Consider the following 19642-nt stretch of genomic DNA (forward strand, 5'->3'; position numbering starts at 1 on the left):
GTAAACCTTATTCAGGACGGGACACTACCCACAAAAAAGCCCATCGTTCGATGGGCTTCATGACAGCAAGAAGTGAACCAACTCAGCGGCGATGTGGTGCCGGCTGTTGCTGGGTCAAGCAGTGAATGTTGCCACCGCCCAGCAACAGCTCGCGGCCCGGCACCATCACGACCTCATGCTCCGGGAACAATTTCTGAAGGATCTGACGAGCCGTTTCGTCCAGTGGATCGTCGAAGCTTGGGGCAATGATCCCGCCGTTGACGATCAGGAAGTTCACATACGATCCGGCAAGACGCACCGAAGGGTTGCGCTCCTGGCTGCCGTGCACCTGATCAACGCCATCGCACTCTTCTTGCGTGGCGAACAAGGGACCGGGAATCGGCATTTTGTGCACGATGAAAGGCCGGCCCTTTGCGTCACGGGCGTTTTCCAGAACACCCATTGCCGCCTGGCAACGCGGGAAGTTCGGGTCTTTCGGGTCATCCGTCCAGGCCAGCAGGACTTCGCCGGGCCGCACGTAACAGCAGAAGTTATCCACGTGGCCGTCTGTTTCGTCGTTGTACAGACCGTCCGGCAGCCAGATGATCTTCTCGACCGACAGATGATCGCGCAGCACCGTTTCGATCTCCTCGCGATTCAGGTGCGGGTTGCGATTGCGGTTGAGCAGGCATTCCTCGGTGGTGATCAGCGTGCCTTCGCCGTCGACATGAATCGAGCCGCCTTCAAGCACGAAACCTTTGGTGGCATAACGAGGGCAGCGTTCGATTTCCAGCACCTTGCTTGCCAGCGCGGAGTCCAGGTTCCAGGGCGAATACAGGCCGCCGTCGAAACCACCCCACGCGTTGAAATCCCAATCCACGCCCCGTACTTCGCCGCTGTCATTGATGACGAAGGTCGGGCCGGTATCGCGGACCCATGCGTCGTCGTTGCTGATCTCGACGACCCGAATGTTCGGCACGTCCAGACGGGCCCGGGCGTTGTCGTACTGAGCCGCAGACACCGCGACAGTCACAGGCTCGAAACGGGCGATCGCCTTGGCCACCGCGACATGGGCGCTCTGCACCGGTTTGCCTCCCAGACGCCAGTTGTCCGGACGCTCGGGCCAGACCATCCAGGTCTGGGTTTGCGGGGCCCATTCGGCTGGCATGTAAAAGCCATCGACGCGGGGTGTGCTGTTGAGAGTGGTCACGGTATTCAGGACTCCATCTGTTCGTCGAAGCTTAGCGGCAGAGAACGCACCTTATAGACGATAAAAATCGAATAAAAAAGCCATTTCCTGCCTTTAGGGCTGAAGGCTGTCAAATCTGGCGGATAATAATCTGTCAGCTGACGCATCGGGGACACTCAGCCTTCGAGCTCGCTCAGCACCTTCGACACGTTATCCACGAAGAAATCCACGCTGCGACGGGTGGTCACCATCGGCGGCTTGATCTTCAGGATGTTCAGGTAATCGCCAGTCGGCTGCATGAATATGCCCAGCTCGCGCAACCGATCGCACAGGTACGTGGTTTCTTCGGTGGCAGGCTCCAGGGTCTGGCGATCACGCACCAGCTCAAGTCCCAGATAGAAGCCGGAACCATGGGCAGTGCCGACCAGTGGATGTTTATCAATGAGCGCCATCAGCCGCTCCTTGAAGTAATCGCCCACCGACCGCGCGTTCTCCCAAAGCTGCTCCTCTTCCATGACATCCAGTACAGCCATGCCGATCCGGCAACTGACCGGGCTTCCCCCCGAAGACGAGAAGAAATACCCCTCAGCCTCCAGCGCCTCGGCAATCTCGCGACGCGTGATGACAGCGCCGAGCGGGTGGCCGTTGCCCATTCCCTTGGCCATGGTGATGATGTCCGGCACCACGCCCTGTTCCTCAAAGCCCCAGAAATATTGGCCCAAACGGCCATAGCCGACTTGCACCTCGTCGGCGATGCACACGCCGCCCTGCTCGCGCACCTTCTGATAGACCTGCTGCAGATACCCGGGCGGCAGCGAAATCCCGCCGGCGTTGCCATACACCGGCTCGCAGATGAATCCGGCAACCTGGCGTCCCTGCTCGGCCAGCCGACTCAAGTGCGCCTCGACACTCTTCAGATAAAAAGGTGTGCTGTCGGCGCCTCGGAATTCGCCACGCCAGGTGTTGGGCGCAACCACCGGATGAACCCAGTCCGGGCGCGTACTGAGGGCTTGCGGGTTATCAGCGATGGAAGTCGAGATCGCATCGGTCGCCACGGACCAGCCGTGGTAGGCCTCCAGCACGCTCAGCACATCGCGCCCGCCGCTGTAAGCCCACGCCAGCCTGATGGCCAGATCGTTCGCTTCGGTGCCGCTGTTGACGAGAAATACCCGGTCCATGCCCTCAGGCGCGAACTTCAGCAGCCGCTCGGAGAACTCAGCGATGGCAGCGTAGTGAAAACGCGAGTTGGTGTTGAGCAATGACCACTGCCGCGCCGCGACCTGCGCCATGCGCGGATGACCGTGACCGAGCACCGCGACATTGTTGAGCATGTCCAGATAGGAGCGGCCGTGCATGTCGATCAGATGATTGCGCCAACCCCGCTCGATCTGTGGTGGCGCCTGGTAATAGTGCTTTTGCGAGCGGGCAAAGCTGGCATCCCGACGCGCCAGCAACTCTTCCGGGTTTTCCAGCGCCGGTGCGTCGCAATCAAAGCCCAGCAAGCGCCTGGGTGACGGGCAAAGCGTGCGCCACGCGGCCGCGCGCGATGGTGTTGTGAACAACGGCGGGCTCAGATCCGGGAGCGAACACCGCTGCACGATCAGCGAACCGCCGCCCTGACCGACGACGTCGCCGACCCCGAATTCGACGCCCGAATCGAAGTCCGAACGCACGCCCCAGAGACGCAGGCTCGACTCGGCGCCCTTCAGCAGCAGCGCACCATCTGCGGTGTGGCGCAGCGAGCCGGCGAACGGCGCGTGCACGGCGGTGCCGTGGGGAATCTGCAATTCCACATGCAGGGCGAATGTCTCCGGCTCTTTCGCGCTGTCCGGCAGGGTTCGCGACAGCCGATATTCGCCGTAGCGGCTCGCTGTCAGGCCATGGCGCTGCGCGGCTTCCTTGAGTAACCGCTCGTCGATTCCGGATTGCTCCCAGTTACCCGCCTCGAAATGTTCGCTGAGCACACCCAGATCGATCATTGTGAAAGGCTGATCGCTCAGACTTGGCAACAACGGAGAAAACGTCTCGACGACGTCCTCTTCCGCACGTTCGCCCACGGCGTCGAGAATCGCCGCTTGCATCAACGCCACCGGTACCGAAGTCGCCACATCAAAGATGTTCCATTCGCTGGCAAGGTTGGCCTGAATGTAGGCGTTGTCCGGCTCGATACTCGCCTGTTGCTCGCTGCTGAGCACCAGCACGGCTGCACGCGCCACGATCAGCGGCCACAACGCTTGCAGCTCTTCGCTGCCAAGCGGGTTGATCGCGTGGTACGCCTTGACGACGCGCACTATATAAAGCGGGTCGCCCTCGGCATGGTGCAGCAACGCCGCGCAGGTCACCGACAGGTCGGCGATGCGCCAGGTGCTGACCAGATCGCCGAAGTCGATCAGCCCCTTCAGTTGCCACTGATGATGAGCATCGCGCTCCCAGACCACGTTGTATTCGGTGATGTCCATGTGGATGGCCTGCACCGGCAGCGCGCTGATCAACGGCAACAGATGGGCGTGCGCTTGCTCGGCTGCTACAGCGATGCAAGCGCGCTTCTCGGCGCTGTCGATGACCGGCAGCAGATGCTTGATCAGCGCACTGGCGTGCCGCGGGTCCCATTGCAGAATGCGCGCAAGCCCCGGATGTTCGAACTCGGCCAGCGCCCTGTCGGCTCTGGCGCACAGTTCGGCCAACCGGGTGGCAACGTGAGGGCTCAGGTGCGAGACATGAGCAAGGGGCTGGCCGTCGATGAATTCCAGCAGCCGGGCGTGCACCGCATTGCCGTCGACTTCGATGGACAGCAGGTCCTGACCATCCACTGTGAGTTGCACCGCCGGGACTCGCACGTCAGGCCGATTGCGCAGGTGCGCCAGCGCTGCGTGCTGGGCTTGCAGTTCTGCCGTCGAGTAATCGCCGTGGCAGATTTTCAGCACGAAACGCCGCCCGTCACCGCAATCGAGCAGGAAATTACGATCCTGATGACTGCCCAGCTCCCTCAACGATCCCGACAGCCCGTAATACGTCGCCAGCAATCCGGCAGCCTGCGCAGCGCTGATTTCCGGGCACGGAAGACTGGATCGACGAATCAAGGTGGCGAGCGGCATGAGCGAAAGCCCTGTAAACGAGAGGAAGCAGGCAATATCGCCAGTTGCACGGGTTTTAGGCAACCCCACCGCGAGGTGTCATAAAGAAAAACCAGAACTGATCGATAGATAGCGTAGCCGTTAAGCCCGTGAAACAGTCGCGGCGGTTTTATGACGCTTTCAGGGCTTGGCAATCAATTAATTTCATGGCCGATGGGCGCTTTGCGCCTTGCGCGTGGGCACCGCCCGCCCACAAGCTATGCTTCGTATCTTGACGTCCATCCAGGGAAGAAGGTTTAGCTATGCGAATACTTGTCACCGGTGGCGCCGGTTTTATCGGTTCTGCGCTGATCCGCCATTTGATCAACAACACCGACCATGACGTACTGAACTTCGACAAACTGACGTACGCAGGCAACCTCGAATCGCTGCAGAGCATCGCAACCAACACTCGTTATGAGTTCGTTCAGCAGGACATCGTCGATCAGGCCGGCGTCAGCAAAGTGCTGGCGCGCTTCAAACCCGAGGCGATCATGCACCTGGCGGCCGAATCCCATGTCGACCGCTCGATCGATGGGCCGTCAGAATTCATTCAGACCAACATCGTCGGCACGTACAGCCTGCTCGAAGCGACACGTGGCTACTGGCAGACCTTGCCTGAAGCCGAACGCGCGGCCTTTCGCTTCCATCACATCTCGACCGATGAAGTGTATGGCGACCTGCACGGGGTCGACGACCTGTTCACCGAGACCACACCTTATGCGCCAAGCTCGCCGTATTCGGCCAGCAAGGCTGCTTCGGACCACTTGGTCCGGGCCTGGCAGCGCACCTACGGCTTGCCGGTCGTGGTCACCAACTGCTCGAACAACTACGGTCCTTTCCACTTTCCCGAAAAACTCATCCCGCTGGTGATCCTCAATGCCTTGGCCGGCAAACCGCTGCCCGTCTATGGCAACGGCTTGCAGGTGCGTGACTGGCTGTTCGTCGAAGACCACGCCCGCGCATTGCTCAAGGTCGTCACCGAGGGCAAGGTCGGTGAGACCTACAACATCGGTGGCCACAACGAGCAGAAGAACATCGATGTGGTGCGCGGCATCTGCGCGCTACTCGAGGACCTGGCGCCGGAACAGCGCAAAGGCGTGGCCAACTACGCGGACCTGATCACTTACGTCACCGATCGCCCCGGCCATGACATGCGCTACGCCATCGACGCCAGCAAGATCGAGCGCGAACTGGGCTGGAAGCCGGAAGAGACCTTTGAATCCGGGCTGCGCAAAACCGTGCAGTGGTATCTCGACAACCTGGAATGGTGCCGCAACGTGCAGGACGGCAGCTATCAGGGTGAACGCTTGGGCACCAACGTGAAGGATCTGATCGCATGACTAAAGGAATTGTACTGGCTGGTGGCTCCGGCACCCGTTTGCACCCCATCACCCTCGGGGTCTCCAAACAACTGCTGCCTATCTACGACAAACCGATGATCTATTACCCGATCTCGGTATTGATGCTTGCGGGCATCAAAGAAATCCTGATTATCTCGACGCCGCTGGACCTTCCCCAATACAAAGCGCTGTTGGGCGACGGCAGCCAGTTCGGCGTGCATTTCCATTATGCCGAGCAGCCCAAACCTGACGGGCTGGCGCAGGCGTTTCTGATCGGCGAAGAATTCATCGGCGACGATTCGGTCTGCCTGATTCTGGGCGACAACATCTTCCACGGTCAGCACTTCAGCGACCAACTCAAGCGCGCAGCCGAACAGAAAGCCGGCGCCACTGTGTTCGGCTATTGGGTCAAAGACCCGGAACGCTTTGGCGTGATCGACTTCGACAAGGACGGGCACGCACTGTCCATCGAAGAAAAACCCAAGGCGCCGAAGTCCAGCTATGCCGTCACCGGGCTGTATTTCTACGATAACGAAGTGATCCGGATCGCCAAGAACGTCAAGCCATCGCCCCGCGGCGAGCTTGAGATCACTGACGTCAACAACGCCTACCTCAAGCGCGGCGATCTGCGCGTCGAGCGCTTTGGCCGCGGCTTCGCCTGGCTCGATACCGGGACTCACGACAGCCTTCTCGATGCGTCGCAATACGTGCAGACCATCGAGCACCGACAAGGCCTGAAGGTCGCATGCCTTGAAGAGATCGCGTTCCAGAATGAATGGATCGACCGCGCGCACCTGCTCAAACGGGCTGACTATTTCGGCAAGACCGGCTACGGTCAGTACCTGTTCAAAGTCGCAGGGGAAAGTCAGTGAACGTCATCGAGACTGAGTTGCCAGAAGTCCTCATCATCGAACCCAGGGTGTTCGGCGATGAGCGTGGCTTCTTCTACGAGAGCTTCAATGCCAAGGCCTTCGCCGAGGCAACCGGGGTCGACGCGCAGTTTGTGCAGGACAACCATTCACGCTCGCAGAAAGGCGTGTTGCGCGGCCTGCATTATCAGATCGAAAACCCGCAGGGCAAACTGGTGCGGGTCACGGCGGGCAAGGTGCTCGACATCGCTGTGGATATCCGTCGCGGCTCCAGCCATTTCGGCAAATGGTTCGGGCTTGAGCTGTCCGCCGAGAACGCCAGGCAGCTATGGATTCCGCCAGGATTCGCCCACGGGTTTCTGGTGCTGAGCGATTACGCCGAATTCCTGTACAAGACCACTGACTACTACACCCCGTCGGCCGAGCGCTGCATTCGCTGGGACGATGAAGAACTGGCCATCGACTGGGGCCTGACGGAGCCGCCCAAGCTGTCGGCCAAGGATCAGGTCGGGAAAACCCTCAAAGACGCGGACGTCTTCGAATGAGTGCATCGCTGCGGATATTGATCAGCGGACAGCACGGGCAGGTCTCGCAGGCGTTGCAGCAGAGCCTGAAAGATCTGGGCGAGTTGATCGTGTTGGGCCGCGATCAACTGGACCTGAGCCGGCCCGAGTCTATCGGCGAGGTGGTCCGCCGCATTCAGCCGGATCTGATCATCAACGCTGCCGCGCACACGGCGGTGGATCAGGCCGAGAGCGAACCGGATCTGGCCTTCGCGATCAATGCGACGTCGCCGGGCGTTTTTGCTCAAGAAGCCGCAGCGCTGGGGATCCCGTTCATTCACTACTCCACCGACTATGTTTTCGATGGCAGCAAAGAGGGAACGTGGAACGAGCATGACGCGCCAAACCCTCTCGGGGTGTACGGCCAGAGCAAGCTGGCGGGCGAACAGGCGATCGCGGCAGCGGGCGGGCAGTCACTTATTCTGCGCACCAGTTGGGTCTATTCGCTGACAGGACGCAACTTTCTGCTGACCATGCAGCGCCTGCTGCAGGAGCGCGAGGAGCTCACCATCGTTGCCGACCAGATCGGCGCGCCGACGTGGGCAGGCACCATCGCCCAGAGCACGCGGCAGTTGATCGAGCGCTGGCGCGAAGGCAGGCCCGGCGCCTGGGGCGTGTATCACCTGACGGCCAGTGGCGAGACTTCGTGGTTCGGCTTCGCTCAAGCCATTGGCGAGCAACTGGTCAAAGACGGCAAGCCATGCGCGGTCCTTGAGCCCATCCCATCCAGCGCCTACCCGACCCCCGCCGTTCGCCCGCTCAATTCGCGCCTGGATTGCAGTCGCCTGCAGCGTGAATGGGGCGTGAGCCAACCAGACTGGCACGATGCAATGCTGGAGTGCTTAGCGCAGCAGCGCTAGGCATAATGGCGCCAACCGATGCCACGGCAGCCGGGCGGAGCACGCTGCAGCGCCTGAACGGCCGCCTTCGTGAGCAAGCTCACTCCCACAAGGAATACGTTCCCCTGCAGAATTGAGCCATTCCCCGGATGCCATTTCCTGATGGAGTGAATCGCTCCACAGCGAACACCATTCCTTTTTGGGAAAATTTGCTCCAAAGCGAACGGCATTCAATGTGGGAGTGAGCTTGCTCACGAAGAGGCCGGTTCAGGCACCATAACCTGACCGGCATGAACCAGGCATCGCAACGGACCACTCGGGCGATTCAATGACCAGCACTTCCTCTCTACCACGCCGCCCCCGATGGCGCAGCCTCGCCCTGCTTGCGCTGTGCCTGGCGCCGCTGCTGTGGCCGCTCGAACGTCTGGCCGAGCATTACTATCGCAACGAACTGTTGAGCCAGAATCGCCAGACACTCGATCTGTACGTCGCCAACTTGCTCGGCACCCTGCACCGCTACGAAGTCCTGCCGCAAATTCTGGGCGACCTCCCCGGCCTGCGCGCCATGCTCGCCAACCCTCAGGACAAACACACCCAGGACAGCGCCAACCAACTGTTGATGAATACCGCGCGCCAGACCGGTGCCGAAGTGATCTACCTGATGGCGCCGAACGGCGACACCCTTGCCGCTTCGAACTGGGACAAACGCGACAGTTTCGTCGGCCGCAACTTCGCCTTCCGTCCCTACTTCAGCAACGCGATGGCAGGCAATCTCGGCCGTTTCTTTGGCCTGGGAACCACATCGGCCAAACGCGGTTACTTCTTCGCCGCCGCCGTGCGCGACGGCAACACCGTGATCGGCGTGCTCGTGGTCAAGGTCGATCTGGATCTGACTGAAACGCTGTGGGGCAAGACCCCTGAACAACTGCTGGTCACCGACCACAACGGTGTCGTGATTCTGACCTCCAACCCCAGCTGGCGCTTCAGGGCCACGCGGCCGCTCAGCGAAGAAGAAAAGCAAGCGATCATCGCCATTCAGCCCTACCCGACCCGGGATCCCCGGCCGCTGCAACTGGACGAGAACGGTTGGCTGACGCAAACCCAGCAGATCGATGAAACCGGCTGGAGTGTGAACATTCTCGCGCCCAAGGTGCTGGTGTCACGGCCTGTGCGCACGGTTGTCGCCGTTGGCGGCGCGACGCTGCTGGTGTTGATGCTGCTGCTGGGCATCATGATGCAGCGGCGCCGGCATTATCTGGACCGGATCGACTTCGAGGCGCGGGCGCGGCGTGAGCTGGAAGCGCGGGTGATCGAGCGCACCAGCGATCTGGAAGGGCTCAACCGACGCCTGCGTCAGGAAGTGCTGGAGCGCGAGCAGGCGCAACAAGAGCTTTTCCGTGCTCAGGACGAGCTGGTTCAGGCAGGCAAGTTGTCGGCGCTGGGGACAATGTCCGCCAGCATCAGTCACGAACTCAATCAGCCATTGGCGGCGATCCGCAGCTACGCAGAGAACGCCGAAGTGCTGCTCGATCATCAGCGCACTGACGACGCCCGGGGCAACCTGAAACTGATCAGCGAACTGACCGGGCGCATGGCCTCGATCATTGCTCATTTGCGCGCATTTGCACGGCGGGATCGTCATGCCCCTGAAAGCGTGGCGCTGCAACCGGCGCTGGACGATGCACTGGCGCTGCTTGCCAAGCGTCGTCGGGCGATGGAAGTGGAGCTGATCCGCGACCTGCCCGACGCCACGTTGTGGGTTCAGGCAGGCGAGACGCGCTTGCGCCAGGTGCTGGGCAATCTGCTCGCGAACGCGCTGGATGCACTGACCGAAAAAGGCCCGCCGCGCAAACTGTGGATAAGTGCCGAGCATAATGCCGAGGGCGTCAGCCTGTACATTCGGGACAACGGTCCGGGCTTTTCCAGGGAAGCGCTGGAACATGCCCGCGAACCGTTTTTCACCACCAAGACCCGCACACAGGGGTTGGGGCTCGGGCTTGCGATCTGCGATACGCTGATGCGCGCACTGGGCGGCGAGTTGCTGTTCGCCAATCATCCCGAAGGCGGCGCGCTGCTGACATTGCGTATGCGCACCGGTGCCTCGGGAGTCAACCTTCAACCGCCGGAGGATCTATCTGCATGACCACGGACACCGCCATCGACAGCCGCATACAGGTTGTGCTGATCGACGACGACCCGCACTTGCGCCAGGCACTGACTCAGACCCTTGATCTGGCCGGCCTGAAAATTCTGCCGCTGAGCGACGCCAAAGGTGTGCAGGCCCGCATCGAACGCGACTGGCCGGGCGTGATCGTCAGCGACATTCGCATGCCCGGCATCGATGGCCTTGAACTGCTGAATCAGTTGCACGCGCAAGACCCTGAGCTTCCGGTGTTGCTGATCACCGGGCACGGCGATGTGCCGCTTGCGGTGCAGGCGATGCGCGCGGGCGCGTACGACTTCCTTGAAAAACCCTTCGCCAGCGACGCCCTGCTCGACAGCGTGCGGCGTGCCCTGGCGTTGCGCCGTCTGGTGCTGGACAACCGCAGCCTGCGTCTGGAACTCAGCGACCGCCAGCAACTGAGCACACGGCTCGTCGGCCTCAGCACGTCGATCCAGCGATTGCGCGATCAGATCGGCGCACTCGCGGCCACCAAGGCCGATGTGTTGATTCTGGGTGAAACCGGCGCCGGCAAAGAAGTTGTCGCGCGCGCATTGCATGATCTGTCTAACCGGCGGAATGGCCCGTTCGTGGCGATCAACGCCGGAGCGCTGGCGGAGTCGGTGGTTGAAAGCGAGTTGTTCGGTCACGAACCCGGCGCGTTCACGGGCGCGCAAAAGCGCCGCATCGGCAAATTCGAATTCGCCAATGGCGGCACGCTGTTCCTCGACGAAATCGAGAGCATGAGCATGGACGTGCAGGTCAAGCTGCTGCGTCTGTTGCAGGAGCGGGTGGTCGAGCGGCTCGGTGGCAATCAGTTGATCCCGCTGGACATCCGGGTCATTGCGGCGACCAAGGAAGACCTTCGGCAAGCCGCTGATCAGGGCAGATTCCGGCCGGACTTGTACTACCGGCTCAACGTCGCGCCGCTGCGTATTCCGCCGTTGCGCGAACGGGGCGAAGATGCGCTGGTGCTGTTCCAGCATTTCGCCGATGGCGCCAGCCTGCGCCACGGGTTGCCGCGCCACGAACTGCAGCCGGGGCACAGGGCGATGCTGCTGCGACACAGCTGGCCGGGCAACGTGCGCGAGCTGCAAAATGCCGCCGAGCGCTTTGCCCTGGGACTCGAGCTTGAGCTGGAAGGCGCCCCACAGGATGACCTGCCTTCGTCCGGCGGCGGGCTGAGCGAGCAGGTCGAGGCGTTTGAACGCGCCCTGATCGCCGCCGAACTGACCCGCCCGCACAGCTCCGTTCGCAGCCTGGCCGAAGCGCTGGGCGTGCCACGCAAGACCCTGCACGACAAGTTGCGTAAACATGGCCTGACGTTCAGTGGTGGCGGTTCCGATGACAACGATTGATCCACATTCGAAAGCCCGCGAGCTGCAGGAGGTTCTGCACCAGGACATTCCCCTGACCCGCGACATGGGCATGCAGGTGATCAGCTGGCAAAACCATCAGTTGCGCCTGCATCTGCCGCTGGCACAGAACATCAACCACAAGAGCACGTTGTTCGGCGGCAGCCTGTATTGCGGCGCGGTGCTGGCGGGCTGGGGCTGGCTGTATCTGCGCCTGAAGGAAGCCGGCATCGACGACGGCCATATCGTGATTCAGGAGGGACAGATCAGTTATCCCCTCCCGGTCAAGCGCGATGGCGTGGCGATCTGCGACGCGCCGGACGATGCGACGTGGGACAGGTTCGTGAAGATGTATCAGCGCCGAGGGCGCGCGCGGCTGTCTCTGAACACCCGCATCGTGGCGCAGGACTCGGATGAGTCGGCGGTGGAGTTTGTCGGCCAGTATGTGTTGCATCGCTGACTGCGCTGCGAACACTTCTGGGCGTGAATCAACTGTCTTTAACGTGCCTTCGGTCAACGCCGTAACACCCGACGTCTTCCCGGCTGAAGCCGGTCCTACGAAAAGCTTGCGGCGTCCGTAGGACCGGCCGCACCCCGTCCTGCGAAAAGCTTGCGGCGTCCGTAGGACCGGCCGCACCCCGTCCTGCGAAAAGCTTGCGGCGGGCGTAGGACCGGCTTTAGCCGGGAAGAGGCCGGTGCATGTTGTAGAGATGCAGCGGGTGGAAATCAGGCTTCGCGAACAAGCTCCTTCCCACAGGATCTACGCCTGGGCGACACGCAGTGTCAGCCCTTCGCCAATTCGACCAACGCCTCGCGCCATGCGGCCTCTGCCGGCAACGCCAGAAAATAACCGTTGAGCAGCGACTCACGCGCCGGATAGTCGAACGTATTTCCCGCCAGATCGAGCACCACACCGCCTGCGCCTTCGAGCACGCCCTGCGCGGCGGCGGTGTCCCACTGCGACGTGGGCGCCAGACGCGGGTAGCAATCGGCAGCGCCCTCGGCCAGCAGGCAGAATTTCAGCGAGCTGCCGACGCTGGTCAGTTGCAATTCGCCAACTGCGGCAGACAGCCCGGCCAGCAATCGCTCTTGCTCGGGGCTTGAGTGACGACGGCTGGCAACCACCGTGAACGCCTCCCCCTTCGGCGGCACGTCGCGCACGCGAATGGGCGCAAGGTGCGTGTCATCGTCACTGCGCCACGCGCCCAGCCCGGCGCCGCCGACATAGCAGCGTTGAGTCGTCGGCATCGACACCACGCCGAACACCACGCGACCGTTTTCGATCAGCGCGACGTTAACCGTGAATTCTTCGCTGCCGGAAATGAATTCCTTGGTGCCATCCAGCGGGTCCACCAGCCACCAGCGCTGCCACTGCCCGCGCTCGCTCAACGGGATGTCGGCGTCTTCTTCAGACAGAATGTGAATGTCCGGAGCCAGCGCCTTCAAACCGGCGGCCAGCACGTCGTGGGCCGCCAGATCCGCAGCCGTGACAGGCGATTCATCAGCCTTGGCCATCACGTGCACATCGGCGCGCCAGAACGGCAGAATCGCTTCGCCCGCGCGACGACAAAGCTCGACGACGGGGGCCATCAGAGGGTGCGGAAGATCGGCGAACGCTCGGCTCATGGCTTGAAATCCCCACGCTGGGCGAGCAGGTCGCGGGCCAGGTACAACGCCGCCAGAGCCCGCCCTTCTGTGAACTGCGGGTGCTGCACAAGACTCGACAACTCGCGCAGATTGACCTTGTCCACTCGCATCGGCTCAGGCTCGTCGCCAGGCAGACGCTCTTCATACAGATCGGTCGCCAGCACCACCTGGATCTTCTGGCTCATGTAACCGGGCGAGAGCGACAGCTCGGTCAAGTGTTCCAGCGTGCGCGCCCCGAATCCGGCCTCTTCCTTGAGTTCCCGGTTGGCGGCGGCCAGCACATCTTCGCCCGGCTCGACCAAGCCCTTGGGCAGCGACAACTCGTATTCATCGGTGCCGCCGCAGTATTCCTCGACCAGTACCGCGTGGTCTGCATCGAGCATGGCCACGATCATCACGGCGCCGTAGCCGTTGCCACGGCCGACCAGACGCTCATACACGCGCTCGACGCCGTTGGAGAAGCGCAACTGCACTTCTTCGACTCGGAACAGACGACTATTGGCGACGATTTCGCGGGCAAGCACGGTGGGTTTCTGGCGCATGACAGGCTCCTTGGCGTAGACGGGGTACTATACCGTGGGTTTTCCGAATGTCGTCGTCGGAAAGCCACCGTGACTTTTTCAATGCCGAGGACCTGTATGCCTTCTTTGCCATGGCGCGATATCGACACCGTTTTGCTGGATATGGACGGAACGCTGCTGGATCTGCATTTCGATAACCATTTCTGGCTGGAGCATTTGCCCCAGCGCTATGCGCAGTTGCACGGCGTGAGCCTGAGCCTGGCGAAGATGGAACTCATGCCGCTGTTCGAAAAGAACGCGGGAACGCTGAACTGGTATTGCACTGATTTCTGGAGTGCGGAACTCAAGCTGTCGGTGAAGGACCTGAAGGTCGAGATTGCCCATCTGATCGCATTACGGCCCGACGCGGAGACCTTTCTGGCGGCCATCAAACAGGCCGGCAAGCGCGTGATCATGATCACTAACGCCCATCGCGACTCGCTTTCGCTGAAAATGGAGCGTCTGCAACTGGCGCCCTGGTTCGAGCGTCTGATCAGTTCTCACGATTACGGTTTCCCCAAGGAGAACCCGCAGTTCTGGGACGCGCTGCATGCCGATATCAACTTCGATCCCGCGCGCAGCCTGTTCATCGATGACACCCTGCCGATCCTGCGCAGCGCTGGACGCTATGGCGTCAAACACCTGCTGGCGGTCCGGGAACCCGACAGCCGCAAGGGGCCAAAAGACACCGAGGAATTCGCCGCAGTCGAGGATTATCGCGAGCTGATTCAGGGTTTGTAAGGCGCGGCACGGCGCATTGCAGGGGTAGCGCTGCCCGTGCGCAACTGACGCAGCTGGCGGCAATCAACACCCCATGCGACATCCTGCCGCGCTAGAATCGCCGGGCCAGCCCTGTGCCTTGCGGAGTGACAATGGACATCAAACAGCTGAAATTCCTGATCGCCCTCGACGAAACCCGTCACTTCGGGCAGGCCGCCGCACGGTGCCACATCACTCAGCCAACCCTGTCCATGCGCCTGCGCAGCCTTGAGGAAGAGCTGGACTTGCCACTGGTGAACCGGGGTCAGCGCTTCGAGGGGTTCACCGCGCCGGGCGAACGTGTGCTGGCCTGGGCGCGCACGGTACTGGCAGCCTACGACGGCTTGCAGGCTGAAGCCGCGGCCTGTCGGGGGCATCTGGTCGGTACGTTGCGATTGGGCGTGGTGCCGCTGTCCAACTTCGATCCACTGCCCCTGTTGCAACGCCTGCACAGCACTCATCCGAACATGCGCTTCGAGCTGTCGGCGCTCAGTTCCGAGCAGATTCTGGACCAGCTCGCGAGCAACCGTCTGGACTTGGGCGTTTCCTATCTGGACCGTCTCGACACCGAGCGCTTCGACTCGCTGGAGCTGGCGGAAACACGCATGGGGCTGATGTACGACCAGCGCTATTTCAGCTTCAGCGAAGAACCGCTGAGTTGGGAAAGCCTCATCGAGTTGCCGCTGGGCATGCTCACCAGCGGCATGCATTTTCGCCAGTCGATCGATCACAACTTCCACAGCCGCAGCCTGCATCCGCAGCCCATCCTCCAGACCGACGCGGTGCATCAATTGCTGCAGGCGGTTCATGGCGGATTCTGCTGCGCAATCATGCCGCTGGATGGCGGTCTGGAAACCCTCACCGAACACCTGCGCCTGCAGCCCATCGAACAGGCTCAGACGTTGGCCCGCCTGGGCCTGATCATGCGCCGCTCGGCGCCCCGCTCTGCACTCGCCGAAGCCAGCTTTGCGCTGTATCAGAAAATGATCGAGCCCTCTTGATCGACGTCATCTATCACGGCATCAGTACTAGCGATTAGACGTTATCCGACCGGAGGCCTAGGCTTAGGGCTTGAATAATCTGCCGGTAATTCCTGATGCAAGCCAAGCACACGGAGACCACGGCGCCCGCAAAACAACTGCCCGCGCCCGCCGCAAGCCAGTCTTACAGTTACTCCAATCTTGCCCACGACACCTGCGAGCCGAACGTGCTTGCCGAAGAGGTGGCGCTGGCTATTGCTTACAACGGCATCAGTCAGGCAGTGATGCTGGTGACGCCGACTGATCTGGAAGACTTCATCGTCGGCTTCAGCATTGGCAGCGGCATCATCGAATCCGCAGACGAAATCTACGACATCAAGCTCGGCGGCTGCGGCTCTGCGCAGACAGCAGAAGTCGAGATCGCCAGCCGCGCATTCTGGAACCTGAAAACCCAGCGTCGACAGCTCGCCGGCACCAGCGGCTGTGGGCTGTGTGGCGTGGAAGCGGTGGAACAGGCGCTTCCCGAACTCAACGTGCTGCCCGGCGCGCCTTTGCCTCCGGCCCAGTGGCTGGACGGGCTGCGCGAGCGCATGAGCGAATTTCAGCCACTGGGCGAGCATTGCGGCGCGGTCCATGCGGCCATGTTCATGAACGATCAGGGCCAGCTGTTGCTGGGCCGTGAAGACATCGGCCGCCACAACGCCCTCGATAAACTGATCGGCGCATTGATCCGCCAGAACATCCCGACCACTGGCGGCCTGGCCGTGGTCACCAGCCGTTGCAGCCTGGAACTCATTCAAAAAGTCTTGCGTGCCGGCATTCAGACCCTTGTCAGCCTGTCCTCGCCTACGGGCCTGGCGCTGCAATGGGCACGTCGTCACAACCTCAATCTGATCCATTTGCCTAAACACAGCGCGCCACGGGTTTACAGCCCTGCCTTGGAGAACAAAGCGTGAGCATGCACAAACAAGCCGACAAGACCCCAGTCCCGCGCTACAAGCCTTACAAAGGTCCGGCCGGTGGATGGGGCGCCCTGATCAGCGTGACCCAAGCCTGGCTGACCAGTGACAACGCGCTGAAAAACCTGCGCATGATGCTCAAGACCAACCAGAACGGCGGTTTCGACTGCCCGGGCTGTGCGTGGGGCGACTCGCCGGAAAGCGGCATGGTCAAGTTCTGCGAAAACGGCGCCAAGGCGGTTAACTGGGAGGCCACCAAGCGCCGCGTCGACCCATCCTTCTTCGCGCGTTACAGCGTCAGCTCCCTGCTTGAGCAGAGCGATTACTGGCTGGAGTATCAGGGCCGGCTGACCGAGCCGATGGTCTACGACGCCGAATCCGACCGCTATAAGCCGATTGCCTGGGACGACGCGTTTGCGTTGATCGCCAAGCACCTGAACAACCTGCCGAGCCCGAACATGGCCGAGTTCTATACCTCGGGTCGGGCCAGCAACGAAGCGGCGTATCTGTATCAGCTGTTCGTGCGCGCTTATGGCACCAACAACTTCCCCGATTGCTCGAACATGTGCCACGAAGCCAGTGGCGTGGCGCTGTCGCAAAGCGTGGGCGTCGGCAAAGGCACCGTGACATTCGACGATTTCGAACACGCCGATGCCATTTTCGTCCTCGGCCAGAACCCGGGCACCAACCACCCGCGCATGCTCGAGCCGCTGCGTGAGGCGGTCAAACGTGGTGCTCAGGTGGTCTGCGTAAACCCGCTCAAAGAGCGTGGCCTGGAGCGTTTCCAGCATCCGCAGCACCCGATCGAGATGCTCAGCAACGGCTCCGAACCGACCAACACCGCTTACTTCCGCCCGGCGCTGGGCGGCGACATGGCGCTGCTGCGCGGCATGGCCAAATTCGTGCTGCAATGGCAGCGCGAGGCACAGGCCAACAATCAGCCGGCGATCTTCGACCACGCGTTCCTCAACGAACACACCAACGGTATTTCGGATTATCTGGCCGCTATCGATGACACCACCTGGGAGTTCATCGTCGAGCAGTCGGGCTTGCCGCTGGACGACATCGAGCGTGCAGCGCGCATGTACGTCAAAGGCAAGAACGTGATCATGTGCTGGGCGATGGGCATTACCCAGCATCGTCATTCGGTACCGACGATTCAGGAAGTCGCCAACCTGATGCTGCTGCGCGGCAACATCGGCAAGCCGGGCGCTGGTCTGTGCCCGGTACGCGGCCACAGCAACGTGCAGGGCGACCGCACGATGGGCATCAACGAGCGTCCGCCAGCGTTTTTCCTGGACGCACTGGAAAAACGCTTCGAGTTCAAAGTCCCTCGTGAAAATGGCCACAACGTCGTTGAAGCCATCCACGCCATGCTCGAAGGCCGCTCCAAGGTGTTCATCGGTCTGGGCGGCAACTTCGCTCAAGCGACGCCGGACAGCCCGCGCACGTTCGAAGCGTTGCGTAACTGCGACCTGACCGTGCAGATCAGCACCAAGCTGAACCGCAGCCATCTGATGCATGGCAAAGAGGCGCTGATTCTGCCGTGCTACGGCCGCACCGACATCGACATTCAGGCCGAGGGTCCACAAGCGGTGACCGTCGAGGACTCGTTCAGCATGGTTCATGCCTCGAACGGTCAGCTCAAACCTCTGTCGCCGCACATGCGTTCGGAACCGGCGATTCTGGCGGGCATTGCTAACGCCACGCTGGGCAAACAGCCGGTTGACTGGCTCTGGCTGGTCGCCGATTACAGCCGCATTCGCAACCTGATTGCGGACACGATTCCGTCGTTCCAGGACTTCAACGAGAAGATCAAGAATCCGGGCGGCTTCTATCTGGGGAACGCTGCGGGTGCGCGTCGCTGGAACACGCCTAGTGCGCGTGCCAACTTCAAACCCAACGCGTTGCCGAACGACCTGCTGCACGAAAGCATTCGGGGTACCGGCATCGTGCCTGACCTGATCATGCAATCGATGCGCTCGCACGATCAGTACAACACGACGATTTACGGCCTGGATGACCGCTATCGCGGCGTGAAAGGTCAACGCGACGTGATGTTCCTCAACGAGGCCGACATCATCCGTCTGGGCTTCGTGCCGGGCCAGAAGGCCGATATCGTGTCGATCTGGGGTGATGAGGTGGTGCGTCGGGTCAAGGGTTTCACGCTCTTGCCGTTCGACATTCCGGCGGGTCAGGCTGCTGCGTATTACCCCGAGGTAAACCCGCTGGTGCCACTGGAAAGCGTTGGCGACGGCAGCCATACGCCGACGTCGAAATTCGTGGCGATCAAGCTGGAGCGACACAGCGAAGTGGCCCGGATCATCTGACCGGCCCTCGGAGCGTCAGACACCCACCGCGTGCACCGGCGTCGCTGCCGGTGCCCGGCAGTTCGCGAGCAAGCTCCACGCCTTCGGCAGCAGTGCGATTGCGTGCAGCTTCAGAATCCGTCTGATGCCCGCTAGCATTGCTTTTGACTCTGCCGAAGGCGTAGGAGCGTCGCTTGCCCGCGATCGGCTGCGCAGCAGTCGTAAAACCTGTCACCCCAAAAATTTCAGACACCCCGCGAGCGACGGTCTGCCCCGATCATCCACACACCAGCCGTAAAACCCGGCCACAAAAAAGGCCCGAATCGCATGATTCGGGCCTGTGTGAAGTAGCGTAGGACTGAAATAAATTCAATAAGTTCCCGCTTAAAAACAATAACTTAGAGTTTTGTATACACGTCGTGCTATTCGTCGGAATTCGATTGTGACATTTTCTTCATGATTGCAGGATCGCCTCGTCTTCCCTACGAGCATTCATACATGAAGTATTCCTCGATTCTGTTGTTGTCTCTCTCCCTGGCCACCGGTTTCGCCTGCGCAGGCGACAACGTGACGGCCGGCGTGGGTGGCGCATTGGGTGGGGTACTCGGTTCAGTTGTCGGCCAACAGATTGGTGGCAGCACAGGTTCGGCAATTGGCGCAGGCCTGGGCGGCGCGGCCGGTGGCGCAGTAGGCGCGAACCGCCGCAACCGCACTGAAGCGGCCATCGGCGGCGGTCTTGGCGCTGCAGGCGGTAACGTTATCGGTCGCAGCGTCGGTGGCAGCACTGGCAGCTTGATCGGTGCAGCAGCAGGCGGCGGCGCGGGCGGCGCATTGGGTAACTACATGGGTGACGAAAGCCGTCACGACGATGACCGCCGCCGTGGCTATCGTGGCGACCGCCGCGATTACCATCACGGCCGTGGCCACGCCTATGGTCATCGCAAACATGGTCGCGACTGGCGTCACCGCTGACCTGCGTCGCACCACCTGCTTCACAACCGGCCGCCGAACTCGCGG

General features: G+C 61.5%; 16 protein-coding genes. 12 read left to right on the plus strand and 4 right to left on the minus strand.

The features are described from left to right. Nucleotides 1–82: 82 nt before the first annotated feature. Together aguA and AAGQ88_RS25460 are read right to left on the minus strand one after the other, a co-directional pair. The gene (aguA, locus tag AAGQ88_RS25455; protein ID WP_342653947.1) at nucleotides 83–1189 is read right to left on the minus strand and encodes an agmatine deiminase; all 1107 of its coding nucleotides are present in this window, start codon (nucleotides 1187–1189) and stop codon (nucleotides 83–85) included. A gap of 155 nt (nucleotides 1190–1344) precedes the next feature. Beyond that, nucleotides 1345–4263: an aminotransferase gene (locus AAGQ88_RS25460; protein WP_342653948.1), complete on the minus strand. Its 2919-nt coding sequence runs from the start codon at nucleotides 4261–4263 to the stop codon at nucleotides 1345–1347. A gap of 281 nt (nucleotides 4264–4544) precedes the next feature. Here AAGQ88_RS25460 and rfbB point away from each other — a divergent pair, with 281 nt between their 5' ends. The 7 genes from rfbB (at nucleotide 4545) to AAGQ88_RS25495 (ending at nucleotide 11871) form a co-directional block, all read left to right on the plus strand. After that, a complete protein-coding gene (rfbB, locus tag AAGQ88_RS25465; protein ID WP_342653949.1) occupies nucleotides 4545–5624 on the plus strand; it encodes a dTDP-glucose 4,6-dehydratase in 1080 nt (359 codons plus the stop codon). Further along, entirely contained in the window at nucleotides 5621–6496 is an 876-nt protein-coding gene (rfbA, locus tag AAGQ88_RS25470) for a glucose-1-phosphate thymidylyltransferase RfbA (protein WP_342653950.1), read from the plus strand. The genes rfbB and rfbA overlap by 4 nt, the downstream gene beginning before the upstream one ends. After that, complete coding sequence (gene rfbC / locus AAGQ88_RS25475) at nucleotides 6493–7038, plus strand: dTDP-4-dehydrorhamnose 3,5-epimerase (RefSeq protein ID WP_093465842.1); 546 nt, start codon at nucleotides 6493–6495, stop codon at nucleotides 7036–7038. The genes rfbA and rfbC overlap by 4 nt, the downstream gene beginning before the upstream one ends. Beyond that, nucleotides 7035–7916 carry a dTDP-4-dehydrorhamnose reductase gene (rfbD, locus tag AAGQ88_RS25480; RefSeq protein WP_342653951.1) on the plus strand — a complete coding sequence of 294 codons (882 nt, stop codon included), beginning with the start codon at nucleotides 7035–7037 and terminating at the stop codon, nucleotides 7914–7916. Before rfbC ends, rfbD begins: the two co-directional genes overlap by 4 nt. 307 nt (nucleotides 7917–8223) lie before the next feature. Continuing rightward, nucleotides 8224–10038, plus strand: a complete 1815-nt coding sequence (locus AAGQ88_RS25485) for an ATP-binding protein (RefSeq protein ID WP_342653952.1) — start codon at nucleotides 8224–8226, stop codon at nucleotides 10036–10038. Next, nucleotides 10035–11414, plus strand: coding sequence for a sigma-54 dependent transcriptional regulator (locus tag AAGQ88_RS25490; protein ID WP_342653953.1), 1380 nt, complete (start codon nucleotides 10035–10037; stop codon nucleotides 11412–11414). Before AAGQ88_RS25485 ends, AAGQ88_RS25490 begins: the two co-directional genes overlap by 4 nt. Next, on the plus strand, nucleotides 11401–11871 hold the full coding sequence (locus AAGQ88_RS25495; RefSeq protein WP_342653954.1) for a thioesterase domain-containing protein: 471 nt from the start codon (nucleotides 11401–11403) through the stop codon (nucleotides 11869–11871). The genes AAGQ88_RS25490 and AAGQ88_RS25495 overlap by 14 nt, the downstream gene beginning before the upstream one ends. Nucleotides 11872–12194: 323 nt before the next feature. On the opposite strand, the gene cysQ is transcribed toward AAGQ88_RS25495, so the two are convergent. Together cysQ and nudE are read right to left on the minus strand one after the other, a co-directional pair. Continuing rightward, nucleotides 12195–13037: a 3'(2'),5'-bisphosphate nucleotidase CysQ gene (gene cysQ / locus AAGQ88_RS25500; protein ID WP_342653955.1), complete on the minus strand. Its 843-nt coding sequence runs from the start codon at nucleotides 13035–13037 to the stop codon at nucleotides 12195–12197. Continuing rightward, nucleotides 13034–13600 carry an ADP compounds hydrolase NudE gene (gene nudE, locus AAGQ88_RS25505; RefSeq protein WP_285425242.1) on the minus strand — a complete coding sequence of 189 codons (567 nt, stop codon included), beginning with the start codon at nucleotides 13598–13600 and terminating at the stop codon, nucleotides 13034–13036. Before nudE ends, cysQ begins: the two co-directional genes overlap by 4 nt. A gap of 96 nt (nucleotides 13601–13696) precedes the next feature. Here nudE and yrfG point away from each other — a divergent pair, with 96 nt between their 5' ends. From yrfG to AAGQ88_RS25530, 5 genes are all read left to right on the plus strand, one after another. Further along, the gene (yrfG, locus tag AAGQ88_RS25510; RefSeq protein WP_285425241.1) at nucleotides 13697–14359 is read left to right on the plus strand and encodes a GMP/IMP nucleotidase; all 663 of its coding nucleotides are present in this window, start codon (nucleotides 13697–13699) and stop codon (nucleotides 14357–14359) included. 131 nt (nucleotides 14360–14490) lie between these two features. Further along, the gene (locus tag AAGQ88_RS25515) at nucleotides 14491–15378 is read left to right on the plus strand and encodes a LysR family transcriptional regulator (RefSeq protein WP_342653956.1); all 888 of its coding nucleotides are present in this window, start codon (nucleotides 14491–14493) and stop codon (nucleotides 15376–15378) included. Nucleotides 15379–15473: 95 nt separating this feature from the next. Next, the gene (gene fdhD / locus AAGQ88_RS25520) at nucleotides 15474–16313 is read left to right on the plus strand and encodes a formate dehydrogenase accessory sulfurtransferase FdhD (RefSeq protein ID WP_342653957.1); all 840 of its coding nucleotides are present in this window, start codon (nucleotides 15474–15476) and stop codon (nucleotides 16311–16313) included. Between the two features lie 2 nt (nucleotides 16314–16315). Continuing rightward, complete coding sequence (locus AAGQ88_RS25525) at nucleotides 16316–18646, plus strand: FdhF/YdeP family oxidoreductase (protein WP_342655887.1); 2331 nt, start codon at nucleotides 16316–16318, stop codon at nucleotides 18644–18646. A 477-nt stretch (nucleotides 18647–19123) separates the two neighbouring features. Next, nucleotides 19124–19597 (plus strand): glycine zipper domain-containing protein, encoded by a 474-nt coding sequence (locus AAGQ88_RS25530; protein ID WP_285425238.1) that lies wholly within the window; start codon nucleotides 19124–19126, stop codon nucleotides 19595–19597. The last annotated feature ends 45 nt before the right edge of the window (nucleotides 19598–19642 follow it).

Origin of the sequence: Pseudomonas sp. F3-2 (assembly GCF_038804275.1) — a bacterium.
GTDB lineage: Bacteria > Pseudomonadota > Gammaproteobacteria > Pseudomonadales > Pseudomonadaceae > Aquipseudomonas.

What these genes read in the sequence shown, in the direction of transcription:
- AAGQ88_RS25460 (WP_342653948.1), bottom strand. Translation starts at nt 4,263, where the DNA reads ATGCCGCTCGCCACCTTGATTCGTCGATCCAGTCTTCCGTGCCCGGAA.
- rfbB (WP_342653949.1), top strand. Translation starts at nt 4,545, where the DNA reads ATGCGAATACTTGTCACCGGTGGCGCCGGTTTTATCGGTTCTGCGCTG.
- rfbA (WP_342653950.1), top strand. Translation starts at nt 5,621, where the DNA reads ATGACTAAAGGAATTGTACTGGCTGGTGGCTCCGGCACCCGTTTGCAC.
- rfbD (WP_342653951.1), top strand. Translation starts at nt 7,035, where the DNA reads ATGAGTGCATCGCTGCGGATATTGATCAGCGGACAGCACGGGCAGGTC.
- AAGQ88_RS25485 (WP_342653952.1), top strand. Translation starts at nt 8,224, where the DNA reads ATGACCAGCACTTCCTCTCTACCACGCCGCCCCCGATGGCGCAGCCTC.
- AAGQ88_RS25490 (WP_342653953.1), top strand. Translation starts at nt 10,035, where the DNA reads ATGACCACGGACACCGCCATCGACAGCCGCATACAGGTTGTGCTGATC.
- AAGQ88_RS25495 (WP_342653954.1), top strand. Translation starts at nt 11,401, where the DNA reads ATGACAACGATTGATCCACATTCGAAAGCCCGCGAGCTGCAGGAGGTT.
- cysQ (WP_342653955.1), bottom strand. Translation starts at nt 13,037, where the DNA reads ATGAGCCGAGCGTTCGCCGATCTTCCGCACCCTCTGATGGCCCCCGTC.
- nudE (WP_285425242.1), bottom strand. Translation starts at nt 13,600, where the DNA reads ATGCGCCAGAAACCCACCGTGCTTGCCCGCGAAATCGTCGCCAATAGT.
- yrfG (WP_285425241.1), top strand. Translation starts at nt 13,697, where the DNA reads ATGCCTTCTTTGCCATGGCGCGATATCGACACCGTTTTGCTGGATATG.
- AAGQ88_RS25515 (WP_342653956.1), top strand. Translation starts at nt 14,491, where the DNA reads ATGGACATCAAACAGCTGAAATTCCTGATCGCCCTCGACGAAACCCGT.
- fdhD (WP_342653957.1), top strand. Translation starts at nt 15,474, where the DNA reads ATGCAAGCCAAGCACACGGAGACCACGGCGCCCGCAAAACAACTGCCC.
- AAGQ88_RS25525 (WP_342655887.1), top strand. Translation starts at nt 16,316, where the DNA reads ATGCACAAACAAGCCGACAAGACCCCAGTCCCGCGCTACAAGCCTTAC.
- AAGQ88_RS25530 (WP_285425238.1), top strand. Translation starts at nt 19,124, where the DNA reads ATGAAGTATTCCTCGATTCTGTTGTTGTCTCTCTCCCTGGCCACCGGT.